Consider the following 24,335-nt stretch of genomic DNA (forward strand, 5'->3'; position numbering starts at 1 on the left):
CCAAACGTTTGCCCTTCTTTCGCATTATTTTTTCTAATCCCTAAACACAACTCAACTTATCAGTAGCACACAAAAAACGTGACTAAAATAACGAAAACATTCGTGCTATTTATATCCCCATCAAAATCATGACCTAGATCTAGTTTTTACCTGCAATTTACGTGCAATATTGCCGCCGACTTATTTCCTGTTCCCAAAAAATGAGTATTAACCTATGACTACCACAACTACTGCGGCAGCGAGCCGCTCTTCGTCTAAGTGGACCTACAAAGATTTCACTTGGGCCCTTTCTCTCTTCGGTACGGCTGTTGGTGCTGGCGTACTTTTCCTTCCAATCAAAGCAGGTGCTGGCGGTTTCTGGCCATTAGTAATCCTAGCCCTAATCGCAGCACCAATGACGTGGTTTGCGCACAAGAGCTTAGCGCGTTTTGTTCTTTCTGCTAAAAACCCAGATGCGGATATCACGGACACTGTTGAAGAACATTTTGGTAAAGCGGGTGCAAACCTTATTACCTTCGCTTACTTTTTCGCTATTTATCCGATTGTTCTTATCTACGGTGTAGGTATCACAAACACAGTGGACTCATTCCTAGTAAACCAAATGGGGATGGAATCTATTCCTCGTTGGCTACTATCTGGCTGTCTGATTGGTGCAATGACATGTGGCGTTGTGTTCGGTAAAGAGCTAATGCTAAAAGCGACGTCAGCAATGGTTTACCCATTGGTGTTCATCCTATTAGCACTGTCTGTATACCTGATTCCAGACTGGAACACCTCAATGATGAGCGTAAGCCCAGACTGGGGTTCAATGCCTGCTATTATCTGGCTTGCTATCCCTATCATCGTGTTCTCATTTAACCACAGCCCAATCATTTCTCAGTTCTCTAAAGAGCAACGTCGCGTTTACGGTGAGGAAGCAGTTAAGAAGACTGATATGATTACTGGCGGCGCGGCAATGATGCTGATGGGCTTTGTTATGTTCTTCGTATTCTCGGTAGTACTTTCTCTGTCTCCAGAGCAGCTTTCTATCGCGCAAGAACAAAACATCTCTGTACTGTCTTACCTTGCAAACGTTCACGAGTCTCCTCTTATCTCTATCCTAGGTCCTGTTGTTGCATTCGCTGCAATCACTTCAAGCTACTTTGGTCACTTCCTAGGTGCTCACGAAGGTCTTGTAGGTCTTGGTAAATCACGCTCTAAAGCACCTATCGGTAAGATTGAGAAAGCATCTCTAGTGTTCATCGTAGTGACGACTTGGATCGTTGCAATCATCAACCCAAGCATCCTAGGTATGATTGAAACCATGGGCGCGCCAATGATTGCTGCAATCCTATTCTTGATGCCTGTTTACGCAATGAAGAAAGTACCAGCAATGGCGAAGTACAAAACTTCTGCACCTGTACAAATCTTTACAGCAATCTGTGGTGTTGCAGCGATTACTTCGGTAATCTACGGCGCTTTTTAATTGACGCAGTCAATTGAACATCTCGATTAAACCGTATCTCGATACACAATAATGATAATTTAAGCCCCTATCACGTTTAGGGGCTTTTCTAGAGGCAAATCAGTATGATCAGTGTTTTTGATATCTACAAGATTGGTGTTGGTCCTTCAAGCTCACACACCGTTGGTCCGATGAAAGCTGGTAAAGAGTTCATCGACGACCTACGTACTATGGGCAAGCTAAGAGATATCACCAAGATCACTGTAGATGTTTATGGATCACTATCGCTGACAGGGAAAGGTCACCACACAGATATTGCTATCATCATGGGCTTGGCAGGAAACTCGCCAGAGAAAGTCGACATCGACTCAATCCCAGGATTCATAGCTCGCGTTGAAGAAACTGAACGTCTACCGGTTGGCATGCATTGCCATACGGTTTCATTCCCACGCGAAGGCGGAATGAACTTCCATACTACCAACTTGGAACTGCACGAAAACGGCATGCAGATCCACGCTTGGATCGACGAAGAGTTGGCTTACTCAAAAACTTACTACTCTATCGGTGGTGGTTTTATCGTTGACGAAGAGAACTTTGGAAAAGAAGAAATCTCTGCACTCAAAGCGCCTTATGAGTTTAATTCAGCTGAAGAGCTCGTTAATCTATGTAAGGACAATGGCCTATCGATTAGTACACTTGTGATGGCAAATGAGCACGCGATCCACTCAGATGAAGAGACGCGCACTTACTTTGCTAACATTTGGCGTACCATGCGCGAGTGTATGGAACGTGGTATGAACACTGAAGGTATTCTGCCAGGTCCACTGCGCGTACCGCGTCGTGCTGCAGCGCTGCGCCAGCAACTTATCACATCAGAGAAAACGACGACGGACCCAATGTCGGTTGTTGACTGGGTTAACATGTTTGCTTTCGCAGTAAACGAAGAAAATGCTGCAGGCGGTCGTGTTGTAACAGCACCAACTAATGGTGCTTGCGGAATTATCCCAGCAGTTCTTGCTTACTACGACAAGTTCATCCAAACCGTGACTGAGAAGGACTACATTCGCTTCTTCGCAGCGTCTGGTGCGATTGGTGGACTGTACAAGCAAAATGCGTCTATCTCTGGCGCTGAAGTCGGCTGCCAAGGTGAAGTCGGTGTTGCATGTTCTATGGCTGCTGCTGGCCTTGCTGAGCTTATGGGCGGTAGCCCAGAGCAGGTGTGTATGGCGGCTGAAATCGCAATGGAACATAACCTAGGCTTGACGTGTGACCCAGTTGCTGGTCAGGTACAGGTACCATGCATCGAACGTAACGGCATTGCTGCAGTAAAAGCGATCAATTCAACTCGCATGGCACTACGCCGAGCTTCGGCTCCTCGCGTATCTCTCGACAAAGTCATCGAAACTATGCTTGAAACCGGCAAAGACATGAACGCTAAATACCGCGAAACTTCTCAAGGTGGTTTGGCAATTAAGGTCGTGTGCTAATCATCGTTAGTATACTTATTAAAAACCGAAGCCAAGGCTTCGGTTTTTTGTTTTCTACACTTTTTTGTTCTTTAAACAGTGAAAAATACGTTTGAATAGAACCCTATCGCAAAAAACGTTGAGAGCACCGCTCCTGCCAGCAAGGTGGGCATTCGGGCTCTAGGGTATTTGTCCAACAGCAGAATTATTGCAAGATAGGTAGGATACAAGCCGAAGATGTACCTCGGCATAGCGTTAACCCCTGATGAAAGAGGAATTAACAGATTAATAAGCATGAACACAGCTTCCGCGTAGCGCTTTTTGGCAAATAGATATCCGTTAAGAGCAAACCCCATCAGCGATACGATGACGAGATAAAGTTTCGCACCACCAGTTTCCACGCCATAAACTAACCACTCAATAGGATTGCTCACCACCCTACCCCATGCAATCTGTATATGGCCAAATGCGAGGGCATCTCCCATATGGAAATGCAAGTACATCATATAGGTAAAGAAGCCTAGTGGAATGAGCCAGATAGCTCCAATGACCGACAGTGCGTTATCTTTTAGCCGATAAAAGCTACTTGCTCCATACGCTTGTACACCGAATATCAGCACTGAAAACACCACCATCACACCTAAATTGCGAGTGATCGCGGCAACAAGACCTAACAGTCCTACCAACCACCAGTTTTGACGATAACACGCGATAAACACCCCGCTTATTAGTGCAATATAGAGTGGCTCTGAATATCCAGACAGAGCGTATACTCCGTATGGCGAGAAGCACATAAGCCAGACAGCGACTTCTTGCATCTCTTCGCGAATAGAAAGCTGTTTAAGCGCCTTTAGAAAGACGACAATGCTAAATACAAACGTTAGATTTGAAACTAAGATCAACGCTAAGTTGGTATCTCCCACCAGCCAAGACATCCATTTTCCTAAATAGGGAGAGACAGGCATAAATGCCCAGTTGGCGGCATTGCCTCCTTTCATGTAAGTTGGCACTAACGCGTAGCCATCGTCTGCGATACGCTGAAACCACATACAATCAAAACGACAGATTTGCTTCCATAGTTCTAGATTAGCGACCGTCTCTGGATTGTAGGCGTGAGTACCAATTAAACCTGTTCCATATAACACAACTCGGCTTACGAATACCGCCACAATAATCAGCATCCACTGTTGTTTGCTGATCGCAAGGCTAGGTTTGTTGTTTTCCATCTTACTAGCCCGCCTTAGAGATTGTTTGCTGTGGTTGGGAGACTGATTGGTATCTTCCATAAACACCCTCTATGAGATAGATGGGGCGCTGTTTTATTTCTCTGTAAATTCTGCTGACATAGCCGCCGATTACACCAAGCGAAATGAGCTGTATTCCGCCCAAAAACAACACCACGCTGATCGTCGATGCGTAGCCGGGTGTCTTAATACCAAAGAACGTCGCCCCGATGATGATCTTCAACATGAAAAGGAACGCTAGACCCGATATACCGCAGCCAACAAAACCCCAAATGCGCAAAGGCCACGCGGTAAAACTAAAAATACCGTCTACGGCAAAGTTCCATAGCTTCCAGTAATTGAACTTAGTTTCACCCGCTGCACGCTCCGGCCGCTCAAATTCAACCCCTGTCGAACGAAATGCCGTCCATGCTAATAGGCCTTTCATGAAACGATTACGCTCAGGAAGCTGACGAATAGCATCAATGACCGTTCTATCAATAATACGAAAATCCCCTGCATTTTCTGGAATCTTAGTTTCAGCAGCGATCCAGTTAAAAAAGCGATAAAAGCCACCAGCAGTGATGCGCTTTACCCAAGTATCTTTGGAACGATCCACTCTTACGCCATACACGGTATCCCAGTCACCTGTCTGCCAAAGTTCAAGAAACTTAAGAATAAATTCGGGAGGGTCTTGCAGGTCCACATCCATGATCACACACGCATCACCTTGAACATGATCCAGCCCTGCTGTCATTGCAGACTCTTTACCAAAGTTTCTGGCCAGATTGACTAGGCTCACTCGAGAATCAACCTCGATAACGGACTCGATAATTCGTTTCGTATCATCACTACTGCCATCATTAACAAAGACAATATCTAACTTATCTTTGATTGAATGGAGGCTCGTTTCTAACGCATCCATAAAGGGCAATATCGACTCTTGCTCGTTATAAACGGGAACCAAAATCGACAACGTATAATTATTTATATTTTTCATTGAGCCACCTCGGTTATCGAAATTTGATTGACGTTAAGGCTTGCGGGAGTCTCAAACTGTATTTGGTGTAGTGAGGCCTCTTTAGAATATTGCGATGCAGGAAGCGTAGCTTCCAACGCATTGAGGTCATGCGGTAGCAACTTCACTTGCTTGTGACCATCGAGGGAGATATACACGGGCTCGGTTATAGAGTGCGTCAACGCTAACTTCACGCGAATGGAATGAGTTGGAGCAGCCCCTAAATTAAAAAATACACTTCCGTTGTGTACTAACTCTCTGCCATGCTGGTCAGGTTTCACAGCCCATCCCTGGCGGCTCAAATAGGGTTGGTTTTCTGAGGTGTCGATGACACCAGAATCTGGCCAAAAGACGTGCGCATTGTCCTTCGCCCAATAGAGTGTTTGTTTATCTATATAATAGGTTCGATAGGCAGTATTGACTTGCGGGTGCGCGGCTAAATATAGAACCCACAAATAGTACATCGATAATAGCGCAAGCAAGACGAATATCGCTAAACGATAGATGCCTTTACTCGACACCTTTAGGTTGGTGTCTTCTTTAAGATCAAAACGTTGTGCAGACATGCTCAATAACATTTGGTTACATATGTTATTGGTTTTACTCTTTGCCTACTATCGATCTGTCAATAGACGGTCAGAAACTGATTAAGTTTCGGTGACCTTCTTATAATCCGCTCGCTACGATTCACTCTTGTTATAACTTGGTAATAAAAGCTTCTGCTGCAGTTTGGATGATTTCTCATAATTGGTTCAGTTTGCACAAAAAACCATGAGCTTTGCGAGGTTTTGCCACAAAATCACTTCCCCGACACCCATTCATTAACTTAATATTCACCCTGTCAGCCCATACAATTAACAATATAATTATGCGACTTACAATAACAAATAAACTCCTACTCGCACTTATTCTGGTTTTTGGCACTGTGGTTATCATTTCCACAACCTATCAATACAACCAACAACGTGATCTTATTTACTCCGTCCTTAGTGAACAATTGCATGATAAAGCAAGCAACTATTTTGATAGCTTAAACATGATGATGATCACCGGCACCATGGTTCAAAAAGAGACACTACGAAATAAAGCACTCGCCCAAGAGAATATTGAGAACGTTCGCGTCCTTCGCGGTGATGCGGTCAGTAAACTCTATGGGGCGGGACTCGACAACCAAATAGCCGTCGATGATATCGACCGCCGCGCCCTAAACGGTGAAACCGTATTAGAACCGTTCAAAGCAGACTGGGGAAATGGTCTTGTTATTGCGCTCCCAATGAAAGCAAGCGCCGATTACCGTGGCACCAACTGTATCGCCTGCCATATGACAGAAGAGGGCGAGGTGCTTGGTGCAATTCGAATTGAATACAATCTTAGCCATGTGAATGGGATGGTGAACAAGCGCACGGCGATTGCAGTCGCTATCATGGCGGCGATCGCGTTCCTTGGTTACCTGTCGACCATTTTTATCGCGCGTCGATTTATTGTTGGACCGGTTCAAACGACATCAAAATTTATGACGCGTGTGAGCGGCAGTAAAGATCTCTCTATCCGTTTATCACAAAAACAAAATGACGAAGTCGGCGATTTAACCAACGATATTAACGCCTTCTTGGATACGGTTTCTGAAAGCCTAATAAAGGTTCAAACCACTGCGCAGACGGTAAGCAGCAATGCCGACAAATTGACGGACATCGCTGAGAACAATGAGTCCACTGCTAAACGTCAGCTCGATGAAACCGCAGCCGTTGAAAGCAATATGCAAATGCTTAAAGAGCAGCAAGCCACGGTCAGTGATGCCACGGAGAGAGCCTTTTTGTTGATGCAAGAAACCTGTGAGCTCACACGAGCTAGTAGCATTGAAGCAAAAGGTGCTAGCGACGATATTGAGCTACTAGTGCAAGACATCACTGAGGTATCCACCCATATCTCCGAGCTTAATGCCCAGACAGAGCAAGTCTCTGCCATTCTCTCGACCATCAAAGGTATCGCCGATCAGACCAACCTACTCGCTCTCAATGCCGCCATTGAAGCAGCACGAGCAGGCGAACAGGGTCGTGGCTTTGCTGTCGTTGCAGACGAAGTTCGATCACTGGCAAGTCGAACGACTGATGCCACTAACGACATAGAAGAGATCATTGCCAAGTTCCAGCAAGGCAGCAGCTTCTCCGTTGAGGCGGTCAACAAAGTATCAGACACTGCTCATCAACGCGCCGACGAAGTTCAAGCACTGGCGAGCAAAATGCAGACAGTCGTTTCGCAAATAGAATCGACCACAGACCTTGCTAGTCAAGTTCAAGAACAGATCCAGGCAAATCGACAAACCAGCGAAAGCGTCGGTGAAAAAACCGCCATCATCACTCAGCATGCGAATGAAACCTCAAGCAGCGCAACGCAGACACATCAAATCAGCATGGACTTACAACAGCTTTCTCATCAGTTGGAGACATTACTTAATCAATTTATGCTTAATAACCACAATAAAGGTTGAACCATGAAAATTGACAGGTAATATGTGCCTTTGAAAAGAAATTTAGTAGCAACCCAATGAGTTGACTAATTATTGGTCAATAATCATTGGGTTGTATTGTTACCTCCATGGAGAAGATTAATAACATGACTTACGCGCCTGTAACTGACGTACTAAGCGGTAAGCTAGCTGTTGACAGTGAAGTAACTGTTCGCGGCTGGATCCGTTCGCGTCGTGATTCCAAAGCTGGAATCTCTTTCCTTGCCATCTACGACGGCTCTTGTTTCGACCCGATTCAGGCCGTGGTCCCAAATAATCTAAATAATTACGAAGAAGAAGTTCTAAAACTGACTACTGGTTGTTCAGTAGAAGTAACGGGCAAAATCGTAGAATCTCCAGCAAAAGGTCAAGACTTTGAGCTTGCAGCGACTGACGTTAAGGTTGTTGGTTGGGTTGAAGACGCAGAGACTTACCCAATGGCTAAGACTCGTCACTCAATCGAATACCTACGTGAAGTAGCGCACCTTCGTCCACGTACTAACGTGATTGGTGCAGTTGCACGTGTTCGTAACTGTCTATCTCAAGCGATTCACCGCTTCTACCACGAGCAAGGTTTCTTCTGGACTTCTGCACCACTTATCACAGCGTCTGACGCTGAAGGTGCAGGCGAAATGTTCCGCGTGTCTACTCTAGACCTAGAAAACCTACCTCGCACTGAAAAAGGCGACGTAGACTTTAACGAAGACTTCTTCGGTAAAGAGACATTCCTAACGGTATCAGGTCAGCTAAACGCAGAAGCTTACGCTTGTGCACTAAGCAAGGTTTACACCTTTGGTCCGACGTTCCGAGCAGAAAACTCAAACACCAGCCGCCACCTAGCGGAATTCTGGATGGTTGAGCCTGAAGTCGCGTTCGCAGACCTAGAAGACGTAGCTAAGCTTGCTGAAGACATGCTTAAGTACGTATTTAAGGCAGTACTAGCAGAGCGCCGCGACGACCTTGAGTTCTTCGCTCAACGCATCGACAAGCAAGCAATCACTCGTCTTGAGCAGTTCGTAGATGCTGACTTTGCACAGGTTGACTACACGGACGCAATCCAAATCCTTCTAGATTCTGGTCGTGAGTTCGAATTCCCAGTTGAATGGGGTATCGACATGTCTTCTGAGCACGAGCGTTACCTAGCTGAAGAACACTTCAAAGCGCCAGTTATCGTTAAGAACTACCCGAAAGACATCAAGGCATTCTACATGCGCTTGAACGACGACGGTAAAACAGTTGCGGCAATGGACGTACTAGCACCTGGCATTGGTGAAATCATCGGTGGTGCACAGCGTGAAGAGCGTCTAGACATCCTAGATGACCGCATGCGCGCGATGAACATCGATCCAGAGCACATGAACTGGTACCGCGACCTGCGTCGTTACGGCACAGTGCCTCACGCAGGCTTCGGTCTTGGTTTCGAGCGTCTAGTGTCTTACGTGACTGGCATGGGCAACGTTCGTGACGTTATCCCATTCCCACGTACACCGCGTAGTGCGAACTTCTAATAGACTCTATCTATTCCCTAAAGCCGCTCTTTATGAGCGGCTCAGACTGCTGACAAAGGTCTAGCTTTCGAGCCAGACCTTTGATCTAATAGGAGTATCGAAATATGGATACTCCGATATGCTTCCAAGAACCTTCTCCTCAGCAATACGAACTTGAAATGGTCACTATGGAACAGCTTGTTCCACAAAATCATCTCGTACGAAAAATTGATAATGCCATCGACTTTGAATTCATCAGAGACGAAGTGGCACATCTATACTGCAAAGATAACGGCCGCCCGCCCGTAGACCCTGTTCGTTTATTCAAAATCATTCTGCTTGGCTACCTATTCGGCATCAAAAGTGAGCGCCAACTGGTCAAAGAAATTGAAGTGAACGTCGCCTATCGTTGGTTCTTGCGAATGTCACTGACCGAAAAAGTTATCCATGCTTCGACGTTAAGCCAGAACCGAATTCGACGCTTCAATGGTACTGAAGTCTTTGAGCGCATCTTCAATAACATAGTGCTTCAAGCGATGGAGAAAGGCTTAGTCGCAGGACAGGAGCTCTTCACTGACAGTACACACCTTAAAGCCAATGCTAACAAGAACAAGCACATGAATCGTCTGCGCCCAGTTAGTGCAGGCGCTTATCTTGATATGCTGAATGAAGATGTGGCCGCAGACCGAGAAGCCGAAGGTAAAAATCCATTCAAGGAGACGCCACCAAAGACAGACGTCAAAAACACCAAAGTCAGCACCACCGACCCTGAAAGTGGCTTCATGACCCGGGACAATAAGCCTCAAGGCTTCTTCTATCTTGACCACCGAACCGTGGATGGCAAGCACGGTATAATCATAGACACATACGCAACACCGGGGAATGTGAATGACTCACAGCCCTATATCCGTCGTCTCGACCACACGCTAGAGCAGTTCAACCTCAACCCCATCGCAGTTGGTATCGATGCAGGTTACTTCACAGCGCCTGTTGCTGAATCACTCGAGCGCCGCAGTCTATTAGGTGTGTTCGGGTATCGCCGCCCATCAAGAACTAAGAACAAATTTAAGAAGAAAGACTTCAAATACCAAAAAGAGACCGATACCTATCGCTGTCCAGAAGGGCAGGAGCTCGTCTATAAAACCACAACACGCGCAGGCTATCGCTCATACGCTTCCGACCCGAAGCAATGTGCGTTTTGCCCCGTTCGGGACGACTGCACCAAGAGTGAAAACATGCAGAAGGTCATAACGCGTCACCTCTACAGCGAGGCGGTGGAGCGAGCCAATCAAATGCGACTCTCTTGCTACGGAAAAAGACGTATCGGAGGCGAAGTGAAACGGTAGAACGAAGCTTCGCCGATGCAAAACAACACCATGGTCACCGTTACGCGCGCTACCGTGGTCTCGCAAAAGTGCAGATGCAATGTTGGTTAGCCGCTGCCGCTCAAAACATCAAGAAGATAGCGTTGGTGGTGAGCTATCTGCGAAAAATGGGCTTAAATAGGGCAGAAATACGTCAAATACTGGCCTCTGTATGCCGGTTTAGGCTCAACTCACTTCAGAGCGCTATCTAACAAAAAATATCGCGATCGCGGCCTATGGCCGCTCAGAAAAAAGAACCCCGCTTGAAAAAGCGGGGTTCGTCAGCAATCTGAGCCGCTCTTTATGAGCGGCTTTTTTTATCCTTCAAGGTGCTCTCCCCTGCCTCTCAACTTTGTGTAAAGCTCTGTAAATTCAGTCCACTATTTTCTATCGCTTGATATCGTTGTACTTGTATTACAATAACTAGGGCATGGAAGATGAATCGTACAATTCGAAACACGGTCATATCGTTATCTATTGCAGCAGTAGCATCAGTCGCTATCTATCAAACTTATCCCGTTTTGTGGGGAACGCAAAGCACGCCAACACAGTCTTACAGAACTGAATCAGTATCCATCGGCGATATTAGCAACACTGTGAGTGCAACTGGCACTTTAGCAGCCGTCGATGATGTGGTCGTCGGTGCCCAGCTCTCAGGACAAGTTATCAAGGTCTATGCCGACTTCAACGACAGTGTTGAGGAAGGACAACTGCTCGCCAAATTGGATCCCGCTTCTTTCGCCGCTCAAGTCGACCAAGCACAAGCCCTTGCCGATAAAAGTGCCTCCGACCTTAAATCCCAAGAACTAAGAATTGAGCGCGCAAAGTTAGACTACCAACGCTCGATTCGTGAGCTAAATAGAGCTAAAGAGTTGTATGTTCAGAAAAATGTCTCTGAAGATTCTATTGACGTACTGGAGACCACCAGCCGGCTTCTCAATATTGACTGGCAACAAGCTATCGTAGAGAGGGACATACTCAAAGCGACTCATGACGCTAACATCGCGAGTCTTGCTCAAGCGAAGATTCAATTAGAGCGCACCGATATACGCGCTCCTATAAGCGGCTTTGTTATTAACCGAACGATCGAAGCCGGTCAGACAGTTGCTTCTAGCTACAACACGCCAGAATTATTTACGATCGCACGCGATCTGTCTGAAATGGAAATAGAAGCCTACATCGATGAGTCCGATATTGGTCTTATTAAGGAAGGACAACAAGTCTCCTTCGGTGTCGATGCATTTACCGACAGAGAATTTAGAGGCCACGTGCGACAAATACGTAAAGCACCACAAGATAACTCCGGTGTCGTCAGCTATGTCGTAGTAATTGAAACCCCTAACCCTCGAGGCATGTTACTCCCAGGAATGACCGCTAACTTAGAAGTCTCTATTGAGAATTTGAGGGATGTTCAAAGGGTCAGCAACGCAGCGGTTCGTATCGCGAGTCGCTACGAGGTATCCAATAGCAATCAGCAGAAAGGACCACTAGCGCGGCTTAAATACCTCAACCTGACGCCTGAGCAAGAACGCCAGATCCAACAATCTATGCCAAACCGAGACGCTTCAGGATCACACAACGCTGATCGTCAGCAACGTCAAATGATGTCAAAACGATTAGCCGAAGTACTGACTAAAGAGCAGCGTGCACTACAAAAGCAGATACGAGATGGCAAGATCAAAATGGGTCCGTTGCTTTTGCTGCGTAACAATCAAATTGAGACCGTGTACGCACAACTCGGAGTGGCAGATGACAAATATACCGCTATTATCCATCCCGATCTAAGTAATGAAGTCGTGGTTACCCAATATCGTGGGGGCAACTGATGACTATCGCTATTGAATGTAAATCCATCAGTCATAGTTTTCCGACCGGGGCAGATCGATTCCAAGTTCTCAATGACGTCAGCTTTTCAATCAACAAAGGGGAAATGGTTGCCATCATGGGACCATCAGGAAGCGGAAAGTCGACTTTAATGAATATGATTGGTTGCCTTATGACTCCGGAAACTGGCGAGATCACCATCCTTGATAATTCCATTCAAAACATGGACAAAAATCAATTAGCGGAAGTACGGAGGGACCACATAGGTTTTGTCTTTCAGCAATTTAATCTCCTTGCCCGAACATCAGCCGTCGACAATGTCAAAATGCCCCTCATGTATTTTGACGACCCTATTAAAGATGCCAGCACACGAGCTCAGCAATGCTTAGAACTCGTTGGTTTAGGTGACAAGCTAGACTCGCATCCAAATCAGCTCTCAGGGGGGCAGCAGCAACGAGTTGCGATTGCGCGCGCGCTGGTTAATCAACCTGATATATTGTTAGCAGATGAGCCGACGGGCGCGCTGGACAGCAAGACGGGCGAAGAAATAGTCGAGCTATTCCACCACCTCAATCAACAAGGGCAGACCATTATTATCATCACACACGATGACGAAGTGGCCTCCCAAGCTCAGCGAATTCTCAGAATTCGAGATGGTAAACTCATCGCTGACCTATCTAGTCATGAGTCTAAGGGGGCTGCATGATACTAATATCAACAGCTCTTCTCTCGCTGAGGCGAAACCTACTTCGCTCTATTCTCACTACGTTGGGCATTATAATTGGCATTAGCGCTGTGGTGATCATGTTTGCATTGGGTGAAGGTGCTCAACGTGAAGTGGAACAGCAAATAGAAAGCCTAGGTTCAAACCTATTAATGGTCCGCCCTGGATCCATAAAATCTGGTGGAGCTTCACAAGCTGTAGGAGCCAGCAATCGCCTTACTATGAGCGATGTTGCGATTATTAAAAGCGAAATCCCTGAAGCGATCGCTGTTGGAGGTTCTGTCAATAATCAAGCTCAAGTCGTTTGGGGCAATCAAAACTGGAGTACTTCTGTATACGGAACAGATACTGACTACCTCGTAGCGTCAAACTGGGAAATGAGCCACGGTGAAGCCTTCGAGGACAGCGACGTGCGACGTGGAGCAAAAGTTGCTCTCATTGGTCATACCGTGGCCAGCGAGCTATTTGGTAACATTGAATCAGCATTAGGTGAAACGATCCGTATTAACAAGATTCCGCTTTCGATTTCAGGTGTGCTTGCGTCGAAAGGACAAGACATGCGAGGGCAAGATCAAGATGACATCGTGATTATCCCAATCACGACCGCAAATCGAAAAGTGATTGGCCGCAATAATGGTAAATCGGACCAAATTAAACGCATCACTATCTCGGTCGGAAACAAAGATGATATGGATTTTGTGGCTGACGAAGTAGAACGCTTGCTGATTCAAAAACATCGTATCCCCGCGAATCAAGTTAGTCCATTTAAGATAATGAACCTTACCGCAATGATGAATACTCGGGCAGAAGCCAACAAAGTGTTCTCACTGTTACTATCTGGTGTGGCAGGCGTATCATTACTCGTAGGCGGCATTGGAGTGATGAACATTATGCTGGTGAGCGTAACGGAGCGAACCCGTGAGATTGGACTTAGAATGGCGGTAGGTGCAAAACCCAAACACATCATGAGTCAGTTTCTTATTGAGAGCGTCGTGCTGTGCTTAGTTGGAGCCTTGCTCGGTATCATTATTTCTCTGCTTGTGATTGCCGCGCTTCAATACGGTTTGGGTTGGCAACTTATTGTTTCTCCAATGATCATTGTGCTGAGCATCTCGGCTACAGCCTTTATTGGCGTTGGGTTCGGATTTTACCCAGCCTATAAAGCATCAAGACTCGATCCAATAGAGGCGCTTCGTTTCGAATAGTAACGTCTACTTGGGTGTACCACGTTTTAAAAATAGAGCTACATTTAAGTAATCTCCCCTGAGTTGAGGACAATAAGATGGCTAAATTTTCAAACAGTGATATCGACTACCATGGTGAGTCCAACGGTGTTCACAAATGGGAAACAAAAAGCGGTCAACCCTATTATTGGCACCCAGACTGGCTGCACGTTGCAGAAGATGAAACCGGCCAACGCGTTAAGCAAGCGATTAGTGTTGGCAGCAGTGAAGAAATCACTAAAGAGCACGCCGCCAGTGCGATTTTGAAACACCTTAACGACTGGGCAAAGAGCAAATTTGACCAAAACCCTGACATCGAAACACAAGCCGTTGAGTCAGAGCACGAGCTAAAAGGATTTGATAAATGAGCTTTACTTGAACAGAAAAGCCGCATCCAACAGGTCTTGTTGAATGCGGCTTTTTTAATTAGTTTACAGTGACTGTAACAGGCGTTGAGTAGATGAAGTAAGATTCACCTGTCTCCAAATGATGTTGGTACATTGCCAGCACCTCTGCTTGGCCTGAAGTACTGAAGACTAACTCCCCATCTTCATTTTGTTCGTAATCCGCACTGCTTTGAGTCACGAGGAACTTAACCGCAATAGCCGCTTGCTCACCACCTTTCTGGTCTCTAAGCAAAACATCGAGAGCTAGCGATTGATCAACATCTACATTCATATCCTTAGTAGACACCGATACAGACACCATCTTGTCACTGGACCACTGTGCATAATCCGTAGTCAGTCCATGGATACCCATCGCATAGTGCTTATTCTGATCTTCTTTATTGCGATACGTCCAAGGCCAGAGAGTCATGCCACGATGCTTTGCAATGCCAATTGTCTCCTCAGATAAATTGGCGTAAGACGGGTTATACGTGGTTGATAATGGCTGAACCTTCTTAAGCATTTGAAGTAGCGTCGCTTCTGAATCTCTGCCTTCACTGTGTGACGTCAGTAATCCAACTGGAATTGTCGGCATGATTTCAGCCATTCTTTGCGTCTGCTGTTCGTTGAAAGTAATGACTATTAGCTGATCAGCTACATCATATTCCTCAGTAAGTTTTGCAATCTCATCAACAATTAGCGGATTTGCACTCTTGATCTCGAGGAAATGCGTCATCTCTTCGCCTTTAAACTCCTCGAAGAACTCAGCCAAAGTGGGTACTTTCATCGCAGTTGGCGTTACACCATCAAGGTCTAATATACTGAGTGCCCGTAACTCTTCTAGTGTCATCTCCTCGACTTTACCTGTTCCATCCGTCGTTCTGTCAACCGTTGTGTCATGCATGACGACGACATGATTGTCCGCAGAGAGATAAACATCATACTCATTACCGTCAACACCCAGTTCAAGCGCTTTAATTGCACCTTCTAAAGTATTTTCAGGCACTAATGAAGGGACGCCGCGATGACCTATAATAAGAGGTTTGCGAATCAATGAGTTTGAAGGAAACTTACCCATCAGTTCGGCAAGCACATCAGTGTGTGCCGTCACTAGGCCATGAGCTCCCGTTGTCAACAGGCTCGCCATAGAGCTTACTCCGTCATGTTCAACCCACACCGTAAGCAAGCGACGCTGCAGATAGTCCATTAGCTCTGCAGTCACCTCTGATTGCGGCAAGACCACTATTCGAGATTTAGATGCTGTGACTCTAGAAACAAGGCCATGCCATGCACTGATGTCGGAGCCAACGTCTTCTGCTAGCACTTTCATCGCTGAACGAATGTTACCGTTTCTAGCTCTTAGTTCGGTGAGCTGTGTATGCTCAGTGGAAACAAAAGTAAGGTCGACGGCCTTATAGCTCTCAAGAACCTCTGTCAGCTTATCTAGAGCCACATCATTAGCGAGTTCAAGCACTGGGATAATACTGAGCTCAGCAGCCAACAGCTGCTCGAGCGATGACAAGTACTCACCATCATGAGAGTACACCCCCAGAGAGCTATCAAGTTTCAAGTATGCATTCGATCCGTTGAAATAATTTAAGCTATCAAGTGAGCTAAAGTCAGTACCGATAACACTTGGTGCCATCGCAATCTCAGTTTCTGGCTCATCAACCGAATAGATTTGCTCAAGTTTAGGCAGTGTTTCTATTTGTTCGGTAATTTTGACATCTTGGATTTTCAGTACTGAACCCGCCGCCTGAAAACCAATATTTCCCATTACTGGTAAGATTGCATTGTCATGAAGTAGTTGACCGTTGAGTTTCTGTTGAACACGGTCACCATGAGTAATGATCTCAACCGTATAGATTTGCTCTGGATCGATATCTTGATTAAACGCGCTAGTATCAAGAATCGTCCATTCATTTTGATAGCGAGCGGCAAGTTCAGTGCCGTTATTGCTCGTTGCAGCTTGGCGTATCGCCATCTGATAGTAAGGATCTGACCCAAGGATACGGTATTTAAAGCCTGCCCAACGCGAGCTATTGTTCGCCTCAGGAATGGTAAAATTCACCGTGACTTTGTAATTACCATAGCCAGACAGCTCTTGCGGCAGTTCAACGGCCGTTGCCGTGTAGTTATCAACGGTACCGTCTATGTAGAGATAGCCGTCTTTTACATAAGCCTCACCAAGGTTAGTGACTAGGTCCCATCCCTCTGGTAGCTGACCATTTTCAACGTTCGCAAAGTTTTCCGCTAAAATGACGTTAACGCCTTCCCCTGGAATGATCGTATCGTCATTGTCATCACCACACCCTAATAGTGACACTGTTGCCACCAATCCAAATATCACTCTATAGCTGTTCATTAGCTGCCTCCTGTATTAGATGGAGAAATGCTATTGACCAGAGATGAATGCAAGCTTTCAGTAGCGTGAACCTTAAATGAGATAAAACGTGTTTTTGTTCATTCGAACATTGTCTATTTTACAATCAGTTACAACATAGTTCGCTTGTCTAACAAGACCATTTACACCCGTTTCATATTCGGGCTTTATATTCACTTGAGTTTCATTTGAACTTATTCCGAGATTTTGACATGAAAAGGAAGCAGAGAATTCTTCAACTATTGCAAACAAAAGGGACACTCAAAACGTGTGATATCTCCGAACTATTTAACGTCACTCCTCAAACCGTCTGCCGTGATATCAATGCACTGTGTGTCGAAGGAAAAGCTAGACGAATTCACGGGGGAGTTACATTGCCCGCTACTGCTGACAATTGCCATTTCAATCAACGCGCGCAAAGCAACTCAAGTGGAAAGTTAGCGGCGGCTAGAGTTGCGGCTAAGTTGGTTACGCAAGGACAAACTGTTTTCTTTGGTTATGGCTCAACGATCGCACTCGTTGCCAGCGAGATAGAGCCAGCGCTCCGCTTCAAAGCGATAACCAATAATCTCGATGTTGCGACTGCATTAGAGAACAGTAATGCCGAAGTTTGGCTTGCTGGTGGGCTGGTACGGAATAGGCAGCGCGATGTTACCGGGTATAGCACTGCCAACTTCTTGAACAGCTTTCGCGCGGATATCGCTCTTTGTGGAATCGGGTCCATCAATGACCGTGGAGATTTGTTGGAGTTTCACTATGAAGAGGCCGAGCTTACCCGCTTAATCCTGAGCAATTCTAAACAACGAGTTATTGTTGCAGACCAAACGAAACTAGAACGTCACGCCTCGGTTTTTTGTAGCAAAATCATAGACATTGATACGCTTGTAATTGACGATGCGCCAGCCAACCTAGCGCAGCTTTGTCGCCTAAACTCGGTAAGACTTATGCCAGCAAATGAAAAGAACAGCGAAATCGCTACGCAAACCTCCGAATCAGAGCTTCACTTCAAAGCGTTTGAAAGTTCAGGTGGTTTAGACAGTTAAGTGGAAGGCCTAACTGCTTAAGTTAGGCCTTTAACATTTTACTGGTGTGATACCCAGAAATCATACACAACTACTTCACCATAGTTGTCAGGGTCATCGGTATACGACCCTTCTTTCTCAGGATTACTTTGGGTGTAGTTGCCGATCTTAAAGTAAGCTTCGCCGTAGTCGAGATCCATCAACACAGTACTACTGCCATCTTTAACCAAGTACTGACTTGCGTTGCCCGACGCATAAGCGCTTCCAAGGTTGCCATCTTCACTGTAATAAACGTAGTGCTTACCATCGATAACCTCGAACATCACTTCATGAATCGTTCCTAATGAGTAGTTCGTTTTAATGGTCAAGTCATCACGTAACACGCCGCCATTGAACGATAAGAATAGATGAGAGCCCTCTAGACGAAGTACCAAAGAATCATCAATACCGGCTTCTTTGTTTCCGTGGATCTGAGTCGCAACTAGATGATCTTTGACTATCGGAAGATGAGTAATGGCTTGCTTAGCGTAAACCACATGTTTACCAGTCGTTGTCCAATAGATATCCGAACTACCATCAGCCTCTCGCTCTCGAAGCTCTGATCGGATATAGCTTGAGTTAGGCGTCGTACCATTGTTCGAGCGAACCGGTGCTCTAAACACTATGCCGTTACGATCATCATTGACGTAGAAATACTCATTACTCTTTTGATACAACGTCTTGTCTTCTGTGCCATCCGGATAGGTAATCTTCCATTGATTGTAGTTACTCATCAAATCAGATGGATATTCAGCATTGCCGACCGGCTCGCCACCACCAGATCCACTACCTCCATAGATCTCAACTTCGTTGATATTGGTCCATTCAGTACCGGCCGTATTACTAAATGTTTTGATACGTATCTGCTGCGCCGAGATATCCGTAATATCAAAGACTTCGAATCCATCTACATTGCCGCTACTAACATCATCAAACACCTTAGTCCAAGTGCCACTTGTACCTGGACGGGCATAGATTTCAAATGTATATGCTCTTGAGTCCCCTTGCCCCCAAGCAATACCTACTTCAGATACATCACTGGTTTCTTGGAGTTGAATAGTCAGATTCACAGGTGAACCTGACGCAGCCCAACGAGTGCTCCACGCTGTGCTGCCATCAATTGCGTTGGTTGCTGGATAACTACCATGACCTGTCCCGTCATCAAAAGCAGTGTCAATTGCGAGCTTATTGCCTGACGTGCTATCTATGTTGTTCAACACCCACTGTTGATTGACGTTGCTATCACTGGAATCCCAGAGGTAAAGAAGTTGCCCTTCTGCAGCACCGCCATTTCCATCAATGGAATAGCCCGTCGCATTCCGCTTTTGAAATCGATAAATCTCTGTACCGCGGACAACTTTGACCTTTTGCCAGTGCTGGTTGAAATCGCTCGCATCACAGGTTTGCAAGGTCACGGCCTGTCGCTGCGCACCACCGTCCCCGCCATCCCAACATAAGTTAGTATCTTTCTTTTTGTATGAATAATAACCGTCACCATGATTGATTTGAACCCACTGCTGATTCGCATTAGTCGTGTTAGTTCCCCATAAGTAGAGTTGCTGCCCCTCCTGGGCACCACCGTTACCGTCTATTGAAAAGTCAGTACCATTTTTCTCCATTACGAAGGTAGCAGCGCTGGCAGAAACACTTAAAAATCCAGTAATTACTGATGCTAACGTCAAAAAACGGAAAGTCTTCGGTCTCATGTCATCTCCTGAATAATATTCCATTATGTAACAAGTTGAGGGACCCAGCTTCCATCCTGTACAACACTAACCACGAAATAGTCCAAGTATCTAGCTGAGTTATTTTTGTATTACAATATCAACATTAGCAGATACACCAATATGCCACCTCGGTATATGTAACAAGATGTGATCTAGCACATCTAATTCGAGCTTGAATTACCTTAAGACGTGACGGGACTAATAGATTCATGACGATTCCGTTTCGTTTTGCAACATAGAGTGTGGCAGCTCTCATGTGAAACCATCGTGATATTAATTTCCATTTCGCTATCCATACACTTTTTCACTTTACCTACTACGAAAGCTCATAAACATGTGCCCTTTCCATACATAAATACTGAATTACTGCCATTTTCTGTTTCAAATCAAGATAATTTTTAGTTTTCTTCTTTAATCTGGTTGTCACTGATAGCCTCGAGAGGTATAAATAGGCTGTTGTCACCTAGTAACTGATTCGTTACGAATGGTTTTTCGCCCCCTTCAATTAACATGGATGAAGAATATGTTTGAAAAAGTTGTTGCAGCACCCGCTGACCCTATCCTCGGTCTTACAGAAGAGTTTAAAAAAGACGCTCGCGCTGAGAAGATCAACCTAGGTGTAGGTATCTATAAAAATGAACAAGGTGAGACTCCTGTTCTGGCTACCGTAAAAAAAGCAGAAGCAGCACTTCTAGAAACGGAAAAAACCAAGTCTTATCTGACGATTGAAGGGACGGCTGAGTATGGCCTAGCTGTTCAAAAACTACTATTTGGTACAGATGCTGAAATCGTCGCTGAAAAACGCGCAAAAACAGCTCAAGCGCCAGGTGGTACTGGCGCACTTCGCGTAGCGGGTGAGTTTATCAAACGCCAACTAGGTGAAGTAAAAATCTGGATCAGCAACCCAACATGGGCAAACCACAACGGCGTATTTAGCGCTGCTGGCATCGAAACGGCACAATACCGTTACTACGATGCACAAACTAAAGACAAAGACTTTGCTGGCATGGTTGCAGACCTTGAGCAAGCGTCTGCTGGTGATATCGTATTGCTTCACGGCTGCTGTCATAACCCAACAGGTATCGACCCAACTGCAGACGAGTGGGAGCAACTTGCTAAGCTTGTAGCTGACAAAGGTCTAGTTCCACTATTCGACTTCGCTTACCAAGGTTTTGCAAAGGGTGTTGAAGAAGACGCTCAAGGTCTGCGTACTTTCGCTAAGTACAACAAAGAGATCCTTGTAGCGAGCTCATTCTCTAAAAACTTTGGTTTGTACAATGAGCGTGTGGGTGCGTTTACACTCGTTGCTGAGACAGAAGAGATCGCTACGACTGCCTTCTCTCAAGTGAAGAGCATCATCCGCTCTATCTACTCAAACCCGCCAGCGCACGGCTCTGCGGTTGTTACCTACATTCTAAACGATGCAGCACTGCGCGCAGAATGGGAACAAGAAGTCGCTGAAATGCGCGATCGTATTCAAGAAATGCGTGAACTATTCGTGGCAACACTGAAAGCAGAAGGCGTAGATGCAGACTTTAGCTTCATCGAGCGCCAAAACGGCATGTTCTCTTTCTCTGGTTTGAGCAAAGAGCAAGTAAACCGCCTGAAAGAAGAGTTTGGTATTTACATCGTCGGTTCAGGTCGTATCAGCGTTGCAGGTATGACTAAATCGAACATGGGACCACTGTGTAAAGGTATCGCTGCGGTACTTTAATCTCCAAATATCAAAATATTAACTCAAAGGTCAGCGCAAGCTGACCTTTTTGGTTTCAGCGTGTAGTATTAACAGATACTCCATTTGATAAGGCTCGTCATGGACGCTGAACTGATTGAAATCCAGAACTTTCTGGCCTCTCATCCCCCTTTCGATGAACTCCCTGAAGAAACGCTGATACACGTCTCACAACAAATAGAGATTGGTTACTATCGCGAAGACACCCCCATCATTCATTTTGGCGATGACATTCAAGACCTGTACATGGTTCGCAGTGGTGTTGTCGAGATTTATCGACGCAAAGGCGAGCTTTATAACCGAATTGATGAAGGCGATTTATTCGGTCAAATGGGTCTGCTGACCAATAACAAGGTACGCTTCCCTGCCAAAGCGGTTGAAGATACTTTAGTGTACTGCATCCCTGCGGAAGTGTTTCAGGAACTTTATGATGGCTTCGATTCATTCGCAGACTTTGTTGAAGTCGAAGATACCGTTCGATTGAGACAAACCGTATCGAACAATGAAAATACCAACGACCTGACCACCTCCAAAGTTCGAACGCTACTGACTCGCGATGCACCAACTATTGAACGCAGCAGTACTATTCAAAGCGCCGCTCGCCTCATGGCAGATGAGCAGGTGTCGTCGCTCCTTATCATCGATCCCGAAATCGTAGAGAACGACGAGGAAGATACGTCCCCAGTTGTCGGTATTATTACTGACCGAGACCTATGCACGCGCGTGCTAGCAGAAAGCTTGGACCCGCAAGACGAAGTCTCTACGGTTATGTCCACGGATGTCATCTCTCTTGACCACAATGCGTATGTGTACGAAGCGATGCTCACCATGCTCCGTTACAATGTGCATCATCTTCCAGTGCTTAAGAACAAGAAACCACTTGGAATTATTGAGACGACCGATATCGTTCGTTATGAGTCTCAAAACTCTCTATTACTCGTGAGTAGTATCTTCCAGCAGCAGTCCGTTGAAGAACTGAAGGCGCTATCTGAACAAATTCGAGATAGCTTCGTTCGTTTGGTCAATGAAGACGCGAATGCTCATATGGTAGGCACTGCTATGTCGGTCATTGGCAGAAGTTTCAAGCAGCGTATCATCGAGTTAGCAGAAGAAGAGTTAGGGCAAGCGCCTATCCCCTACTGCTTCTTAGCGCTAGGTTCAATGGGACGAGACGAGCAACTCTTGGTGACCGACCAAGACAACGCCATTATCCTTGATGACAGTTTTAACAAAGAGAAGCACGGCAAATACTTCGAGGCTTTCTCTAAGTTCATTTGCGATGGTCTCGCCGATTGCGGATATACCTACTGTACTGGCGACATCATGGCAACGAACCCTGAATGGCGCATGACCCGCAAAGAGTGGGAAGCGTGCTTTGCCGACTGGATCGACGATCCAAACCCTAAAGCGCTGCTCAATGCCTCGATATTTTTCGACCTCGATGGAGTATACGGAAAACTAAAGTGGGCAGAGCAGCTGAATAGCTTTATCGTCAGACGAGCTAGACGCAATAACCGCTTCTTGGCCTGTTTAGCTCGCAATGCGCTTAATCGCAAACCACCTCTCGGGTTCTTTAAAGACTTCGTAATGGAAAAAGATGGTCGACACAATAACTCCATCAACCTAAAACGACGCGGTACTGCCCCTCTCGTTGACCTTATTCGTGTGCATGCCCTTGCGGTTGGCTCTCGCTCAACCAACTCGTTTGAACGTCTCGACGACATCCACGAAGCGGGGATCCTGCCAAAGGGACGCGCACGAGATCTAAAAGACGCACTCGAGTTCATTTCCATGGTGCGCATTGCTCACCAAGCTCAAGATGTCGAGCAAGGCATCGAGCCAGACAACAATGTCGAGCCAGAAAATCTGTCAGACTTTGAAAGGCGAAATTTGAAAGACGCTTTCCAAATTCTGAGTAACGGTCAGAACTTCCTTAAGTTCCGATATCAAGCAAGCAACAACTTTAAGTAGGTCCTATGATAAAAAAACTACTCAAAGTACCAGCGGTGCAATGGAACAATAAGTTTGACGTTCTGAGTGAACGTTCAAAAGACTCGAGGCTCCAAGCTTTCTATTCGGCAGGATTACCACATGCAGATACACCGCTGCGTGAGGTGCCTTTCGTGGCGCTCGATTTTGAAACAACCGGCTTGAACCCAGAGAAGGATGGTATTTTATCGATTGGTTTAGTGCCTTTTACTCTCTCGCGAATCAAACTTAATCAAGCGGCCCATTGGACCGTTAGACCAAAAGCCAAACTGGAAGAGGAGTCCGTTGTTATACATGGGATTACGCACAACGATCTCATTGATGCCCCTACCCTCAACGAGATCCTTGAAGATGTACTCAACGCACTCGCGGGCAAAGTAATTGTTGTCCACTATCGTCCTATTGAGCGCGGATTCTTGAACTGCGCACTTAAGAAGATGCTCGGTGAAGGCATTGAGTTTCCCGTCGTGGATACCATGCAAATTGAGTCAGACTATCAAGATAAACTGACGGCAGGCCTGCTGAACAAGCTAAAAGGAAAGCGCGCAGACTCTGTTCGCTTGGGTCAAACACGTCGACGCTATGGACTGCCTGATTATCCGCCGCATCATGCACTGATGGATGCCGTGGCAACCGCTGAACTGCTACAAGCGCAAATGGCTTATCACGGGAGTGAAGGAGCTGTATTGGGAGAGTATTGGTTGTAAGGGTACTTCCAAGCGATGTGACGATAGGCACTAGCCTTTGGTTCTCCCCTTAATTTAGGGGGAGTTAGAGC

The 24,335-nt window shown here is 46.0% G+C and carries 18 protein-coding genes; 13 read left to right on the forward strand and 5 right to left on the reverse strand.

All coding sequences use genetic code 11. From position 1 onward, the window contains the following. Positions 1–214: 214 nt before the first annotated feature. Both AC6I8U_RS10165 and AC6I8U_RS10170 read left to right on the forward strand, forming a co-directional pair. A complete protein-coding gene (locus AC6I8U_RS10165) occupies positions 215–1,465 on the forward strand; it encodes an aromatic amino acid transport family protein (protein ID WP_394151862.1) in 1,251 nt (416 codons plus the stop codon). A 104-nt stretch (positions 1,466–1,569) separates the two neighbouring features. After that, positions 1,570–2,931: an L-serine ammonia-lyase gene (locus AC6I8U_RS10170; RefSeq protein ID WP_234493996.1), complete on the forward strand. Its 1,362-nt coding sequence runs from the start codon at positions 1,570–1,572 to the stop codon at positions 2,929–2,931. Between the two features lie 71 nt (positions 2,932–3,002). Here AC6I8U_RS10170 and AC6I8U_RS10175 read toward each other — a convergent pair whose 3' ends face one another. From AC6I8U_RS10175 to AC6I8U_RS10185, 3 genes are read right to left on the reverse strand one after another with little or no spacing between them, the layout of a single operon-like run. After that, on the reverse strand, positions 3,003–4,136 hold the full coding sequence (locus AC6I8U_RS10175; protein ID WP_498016776.1) for a hypothetical protein: 1,134 nt from the start codon (positions 4,134–4,136) through the stop codon (positions 3,003–3,005). 4 nt (positions 4,137–4,140) lie between these two features. Continuing rightward, positions 4,141–5,133, reverse strand: coding sequence for a glycosyltransferase family 2 protein (locus AC6I8U_RS10180; protein ID WP_498016777.1), 993 nt, complete (start codon positions 5,131–5,133; stop codon positions 4,141–4,143). Continuing rightward, positions 5,130–5,717, reverse strand: a complete 588-nt coding sequence (locus AC6I8U_RS10185) for a hypothetical protein (RefSeq protein ID WP_498016778.1) — start codon at positions 5,715–5,717, stop codon at positions 5,130–5,132. Before AC6I8U_RS10185 ends, AC6I8U_RS10180 begins: the two co-directional genes overlap by 4 nt. Before the next feature lie 302 nt (positions 5,718–6,019). On the opposite strand from AC6I8U_RS10185, the gene AC6I8U_RS10190 reads away from it, so the two are divergent. The 7 genes from AC6I8U_RS10190 (at position 6,020) to AC6I8U_RS10220 (ending at position 14,647) form a co-directional block, all read left to right on the forward strand. Further along, a complete protein-coding gene (locus AC6I8U_RS10190) occupies positions 6,020–7,639 on the forward strand; it encodes a methyl-accepting chemotaxis protein (RefSeq protein ID WP_498016779.1) in 1,620 nt (539 codons plus the stop codon). Positions 7,640–7,764: 125 nt separating this feature from the next. Further along, the gene (gene asnS / locus AC6I8U_RS10195) at positions 7,765–9,165 is read left to right on the forward strand and encodes an asparagine--tRNA ligase (protein WP_112479586.1); all 1,401 of its coding nucleotides are present in this window, start codon (positions 7,765–7,767) and stop codon (positions 9,163–9,165) included. Positions 9,166–9,269: 104 nt separating this feature from the next. Further along, positions 9,270–10,720, forward strand: a protein-coding gene (locus AC6I8U_RS10200) for an IS1182 family transposase (RefSeq protein ID WP_498016780.1) whose coding sequence is annotated in 2 segments (ribosomal slippage) — positions 9,270–10,464 and positions 10,464–10,720 — 1,452 coding nt in all. Because the reading frame shifts where the segments join, the coding sequence is not laid out codon by codon here. A 225-nt stretch (positions 10,721–10,945) separates the two neighbouring features. Further along, positions 10,946–12,334, forward strand: coding sequence for an efflux RND transporter periplasmic adaptor subunit (locus tag AC6I8U_RS10205; RefSeq protein WP_498016781.1), 1,389 nt, complete (start codon positions 10,946–10,948; stop codon positions 12,332–12,334). Then, positions 12,334–13,038 carry an ABC transporter ATP-binding protein gene (locus AC6I8U_RS10210; RefSeq protein ID WP_252014177.1) on the forward strand — a complete coding sequence of 235 codons (705 nt, stop codon included), beginning with the start codon at positions 12,334–12,336 and terminating at the stop codon, positions 13,036–13,038. The genes AC6I8U_RS10205 and AC6I8U_RS10210 overlap by 1 nt, the downstream gene beginning before the upstream one ends. Beyond that, positions 13,035–14,261: an ABC transporter permease gene (locus AC6I8U_RS10215; RefSeq protein WP_498016782.1), complete on the forward strand. Its 1,227-nt coding sequence runs from the start codon at positions 13,035–13,037 to the stop codon at positions 14,259–14,261. The genes AC6I8U_RS10210 and AC6I8U_RS10215 overlap by 4 nt, the downstream gene beginning before the upstream one ends. 77 nt (positions 14,262–14,338) lie before the next feature. Further along, positions 14,339–14,647: a hypothetical protein gene (locus AC6I8U_RS10220; protein WP_128649628.1), complete on the forward strand. Its 309-nt coding sequence runs from the start codon at positions 14,339–14,341 to the stop codon at positions 14,645–14,647. Positions 14,648–14,705: 58 nt separating this feature from the next. On the opposite strand, the gene AC6I8U_RS10225 is transcribed toward AC6I8U_RS10220, so the two are convergent. After that, positions 14,706–17,030: a glycerophosphodiester phosphodiesterase family protein gene (locus tag AC6I8U_RS10225; RefSeq protein WP_498016783.1), complete on the reverse strand. Its 2,325-nt coding sequence runs from the start codon at positions 17,028–17,030 to the stop codon at positions 14,706–14,708. 230 nt (positions 17,031–17,260) lie between these two features. On the opposite strand from AC6I8U_RS10225, the gene AC6I8U_RS10230 reads away from it, so the two are divergent. After that, positions 17,261–18,091, forward strand: a complete 831-nt coding sequence (locus AC6I8U_RS10230; RefSeq protein ID WP_498016784.1) for a DeoR/GlpR family DNA-binding transcription regulator — start codon at positions 17,261–17,263, stop codon at positions 18,089–18,091. Between the two features lie 38 nt (positions 18,092–18,129). Here the strand turns inward: AC6I8U_RS10230 and AC6I8U_RS10235 are convergent, their stop codons facing one another. After that, the gene (locus AC6I8U_RS10235) at positions 18,130–19,815 is read right to left on the reverse strand and encodes a polysaccharide lyase family 7 protein (RefSeq protein ID WP_498016785.1); all 1,686 of its coding nucleotides are present in this window, start codon (positions 19,813–19,815) and stop codon (positions 18,130–18,132) included. A gap of 544 nt (positions 19,816–20,359) precedes the next feature. Here AC6I8U_RS10235 and AC6I8U_RS10240 point away from each other — a divergent pair. The 3 genes from AC6I8U_RS10240 (at position 20,360) to AC6I8U_RS10250 (ending at position 24,264) form a co-directional block, all read left to right on the forward strand. Next, positions 20,360–21,550, forward strand: coding sequence for an amino acid aminotransferase (locus AC6I8U_RS10240; RefSeq protein WP_498016786.1), 1,191 nt, complete (start codon positions 20,360–20,362; stop codon positions 21,548–21,550). A gap of 99 nt (positions 21,551–21,649) precedes the next feature. Then, entirely contained in the window at positions 21,650–23,539 is a 1,890-nt protein-coding gene (locus tag AC6I8U_RS10245) for a putative nucleotidyltransferase substrate binding domain-containing protein (protein ID WP_498016787.1), read from the forward strand. An 8-nt stretch (positions 23,540–23,547) separates the two neighbouring features. Next, the gene (locus AC6I8U_RS10250; protein WP_234496097.1) at positions 23,548–24,264 is read left to right on the forward strand and encodes a 3'-5' exonuclease; all 717 of its coding nucleotides are present in this window, start codon (positions 23,548–23,550) and stop codon (positions 24,262–24,264) included. Positions 24,265–24,335 lie beyond the last annotated feature (71 nt).

Source organism: Vibrio sp. KUL80 (genome assembly GCF_059725495.1).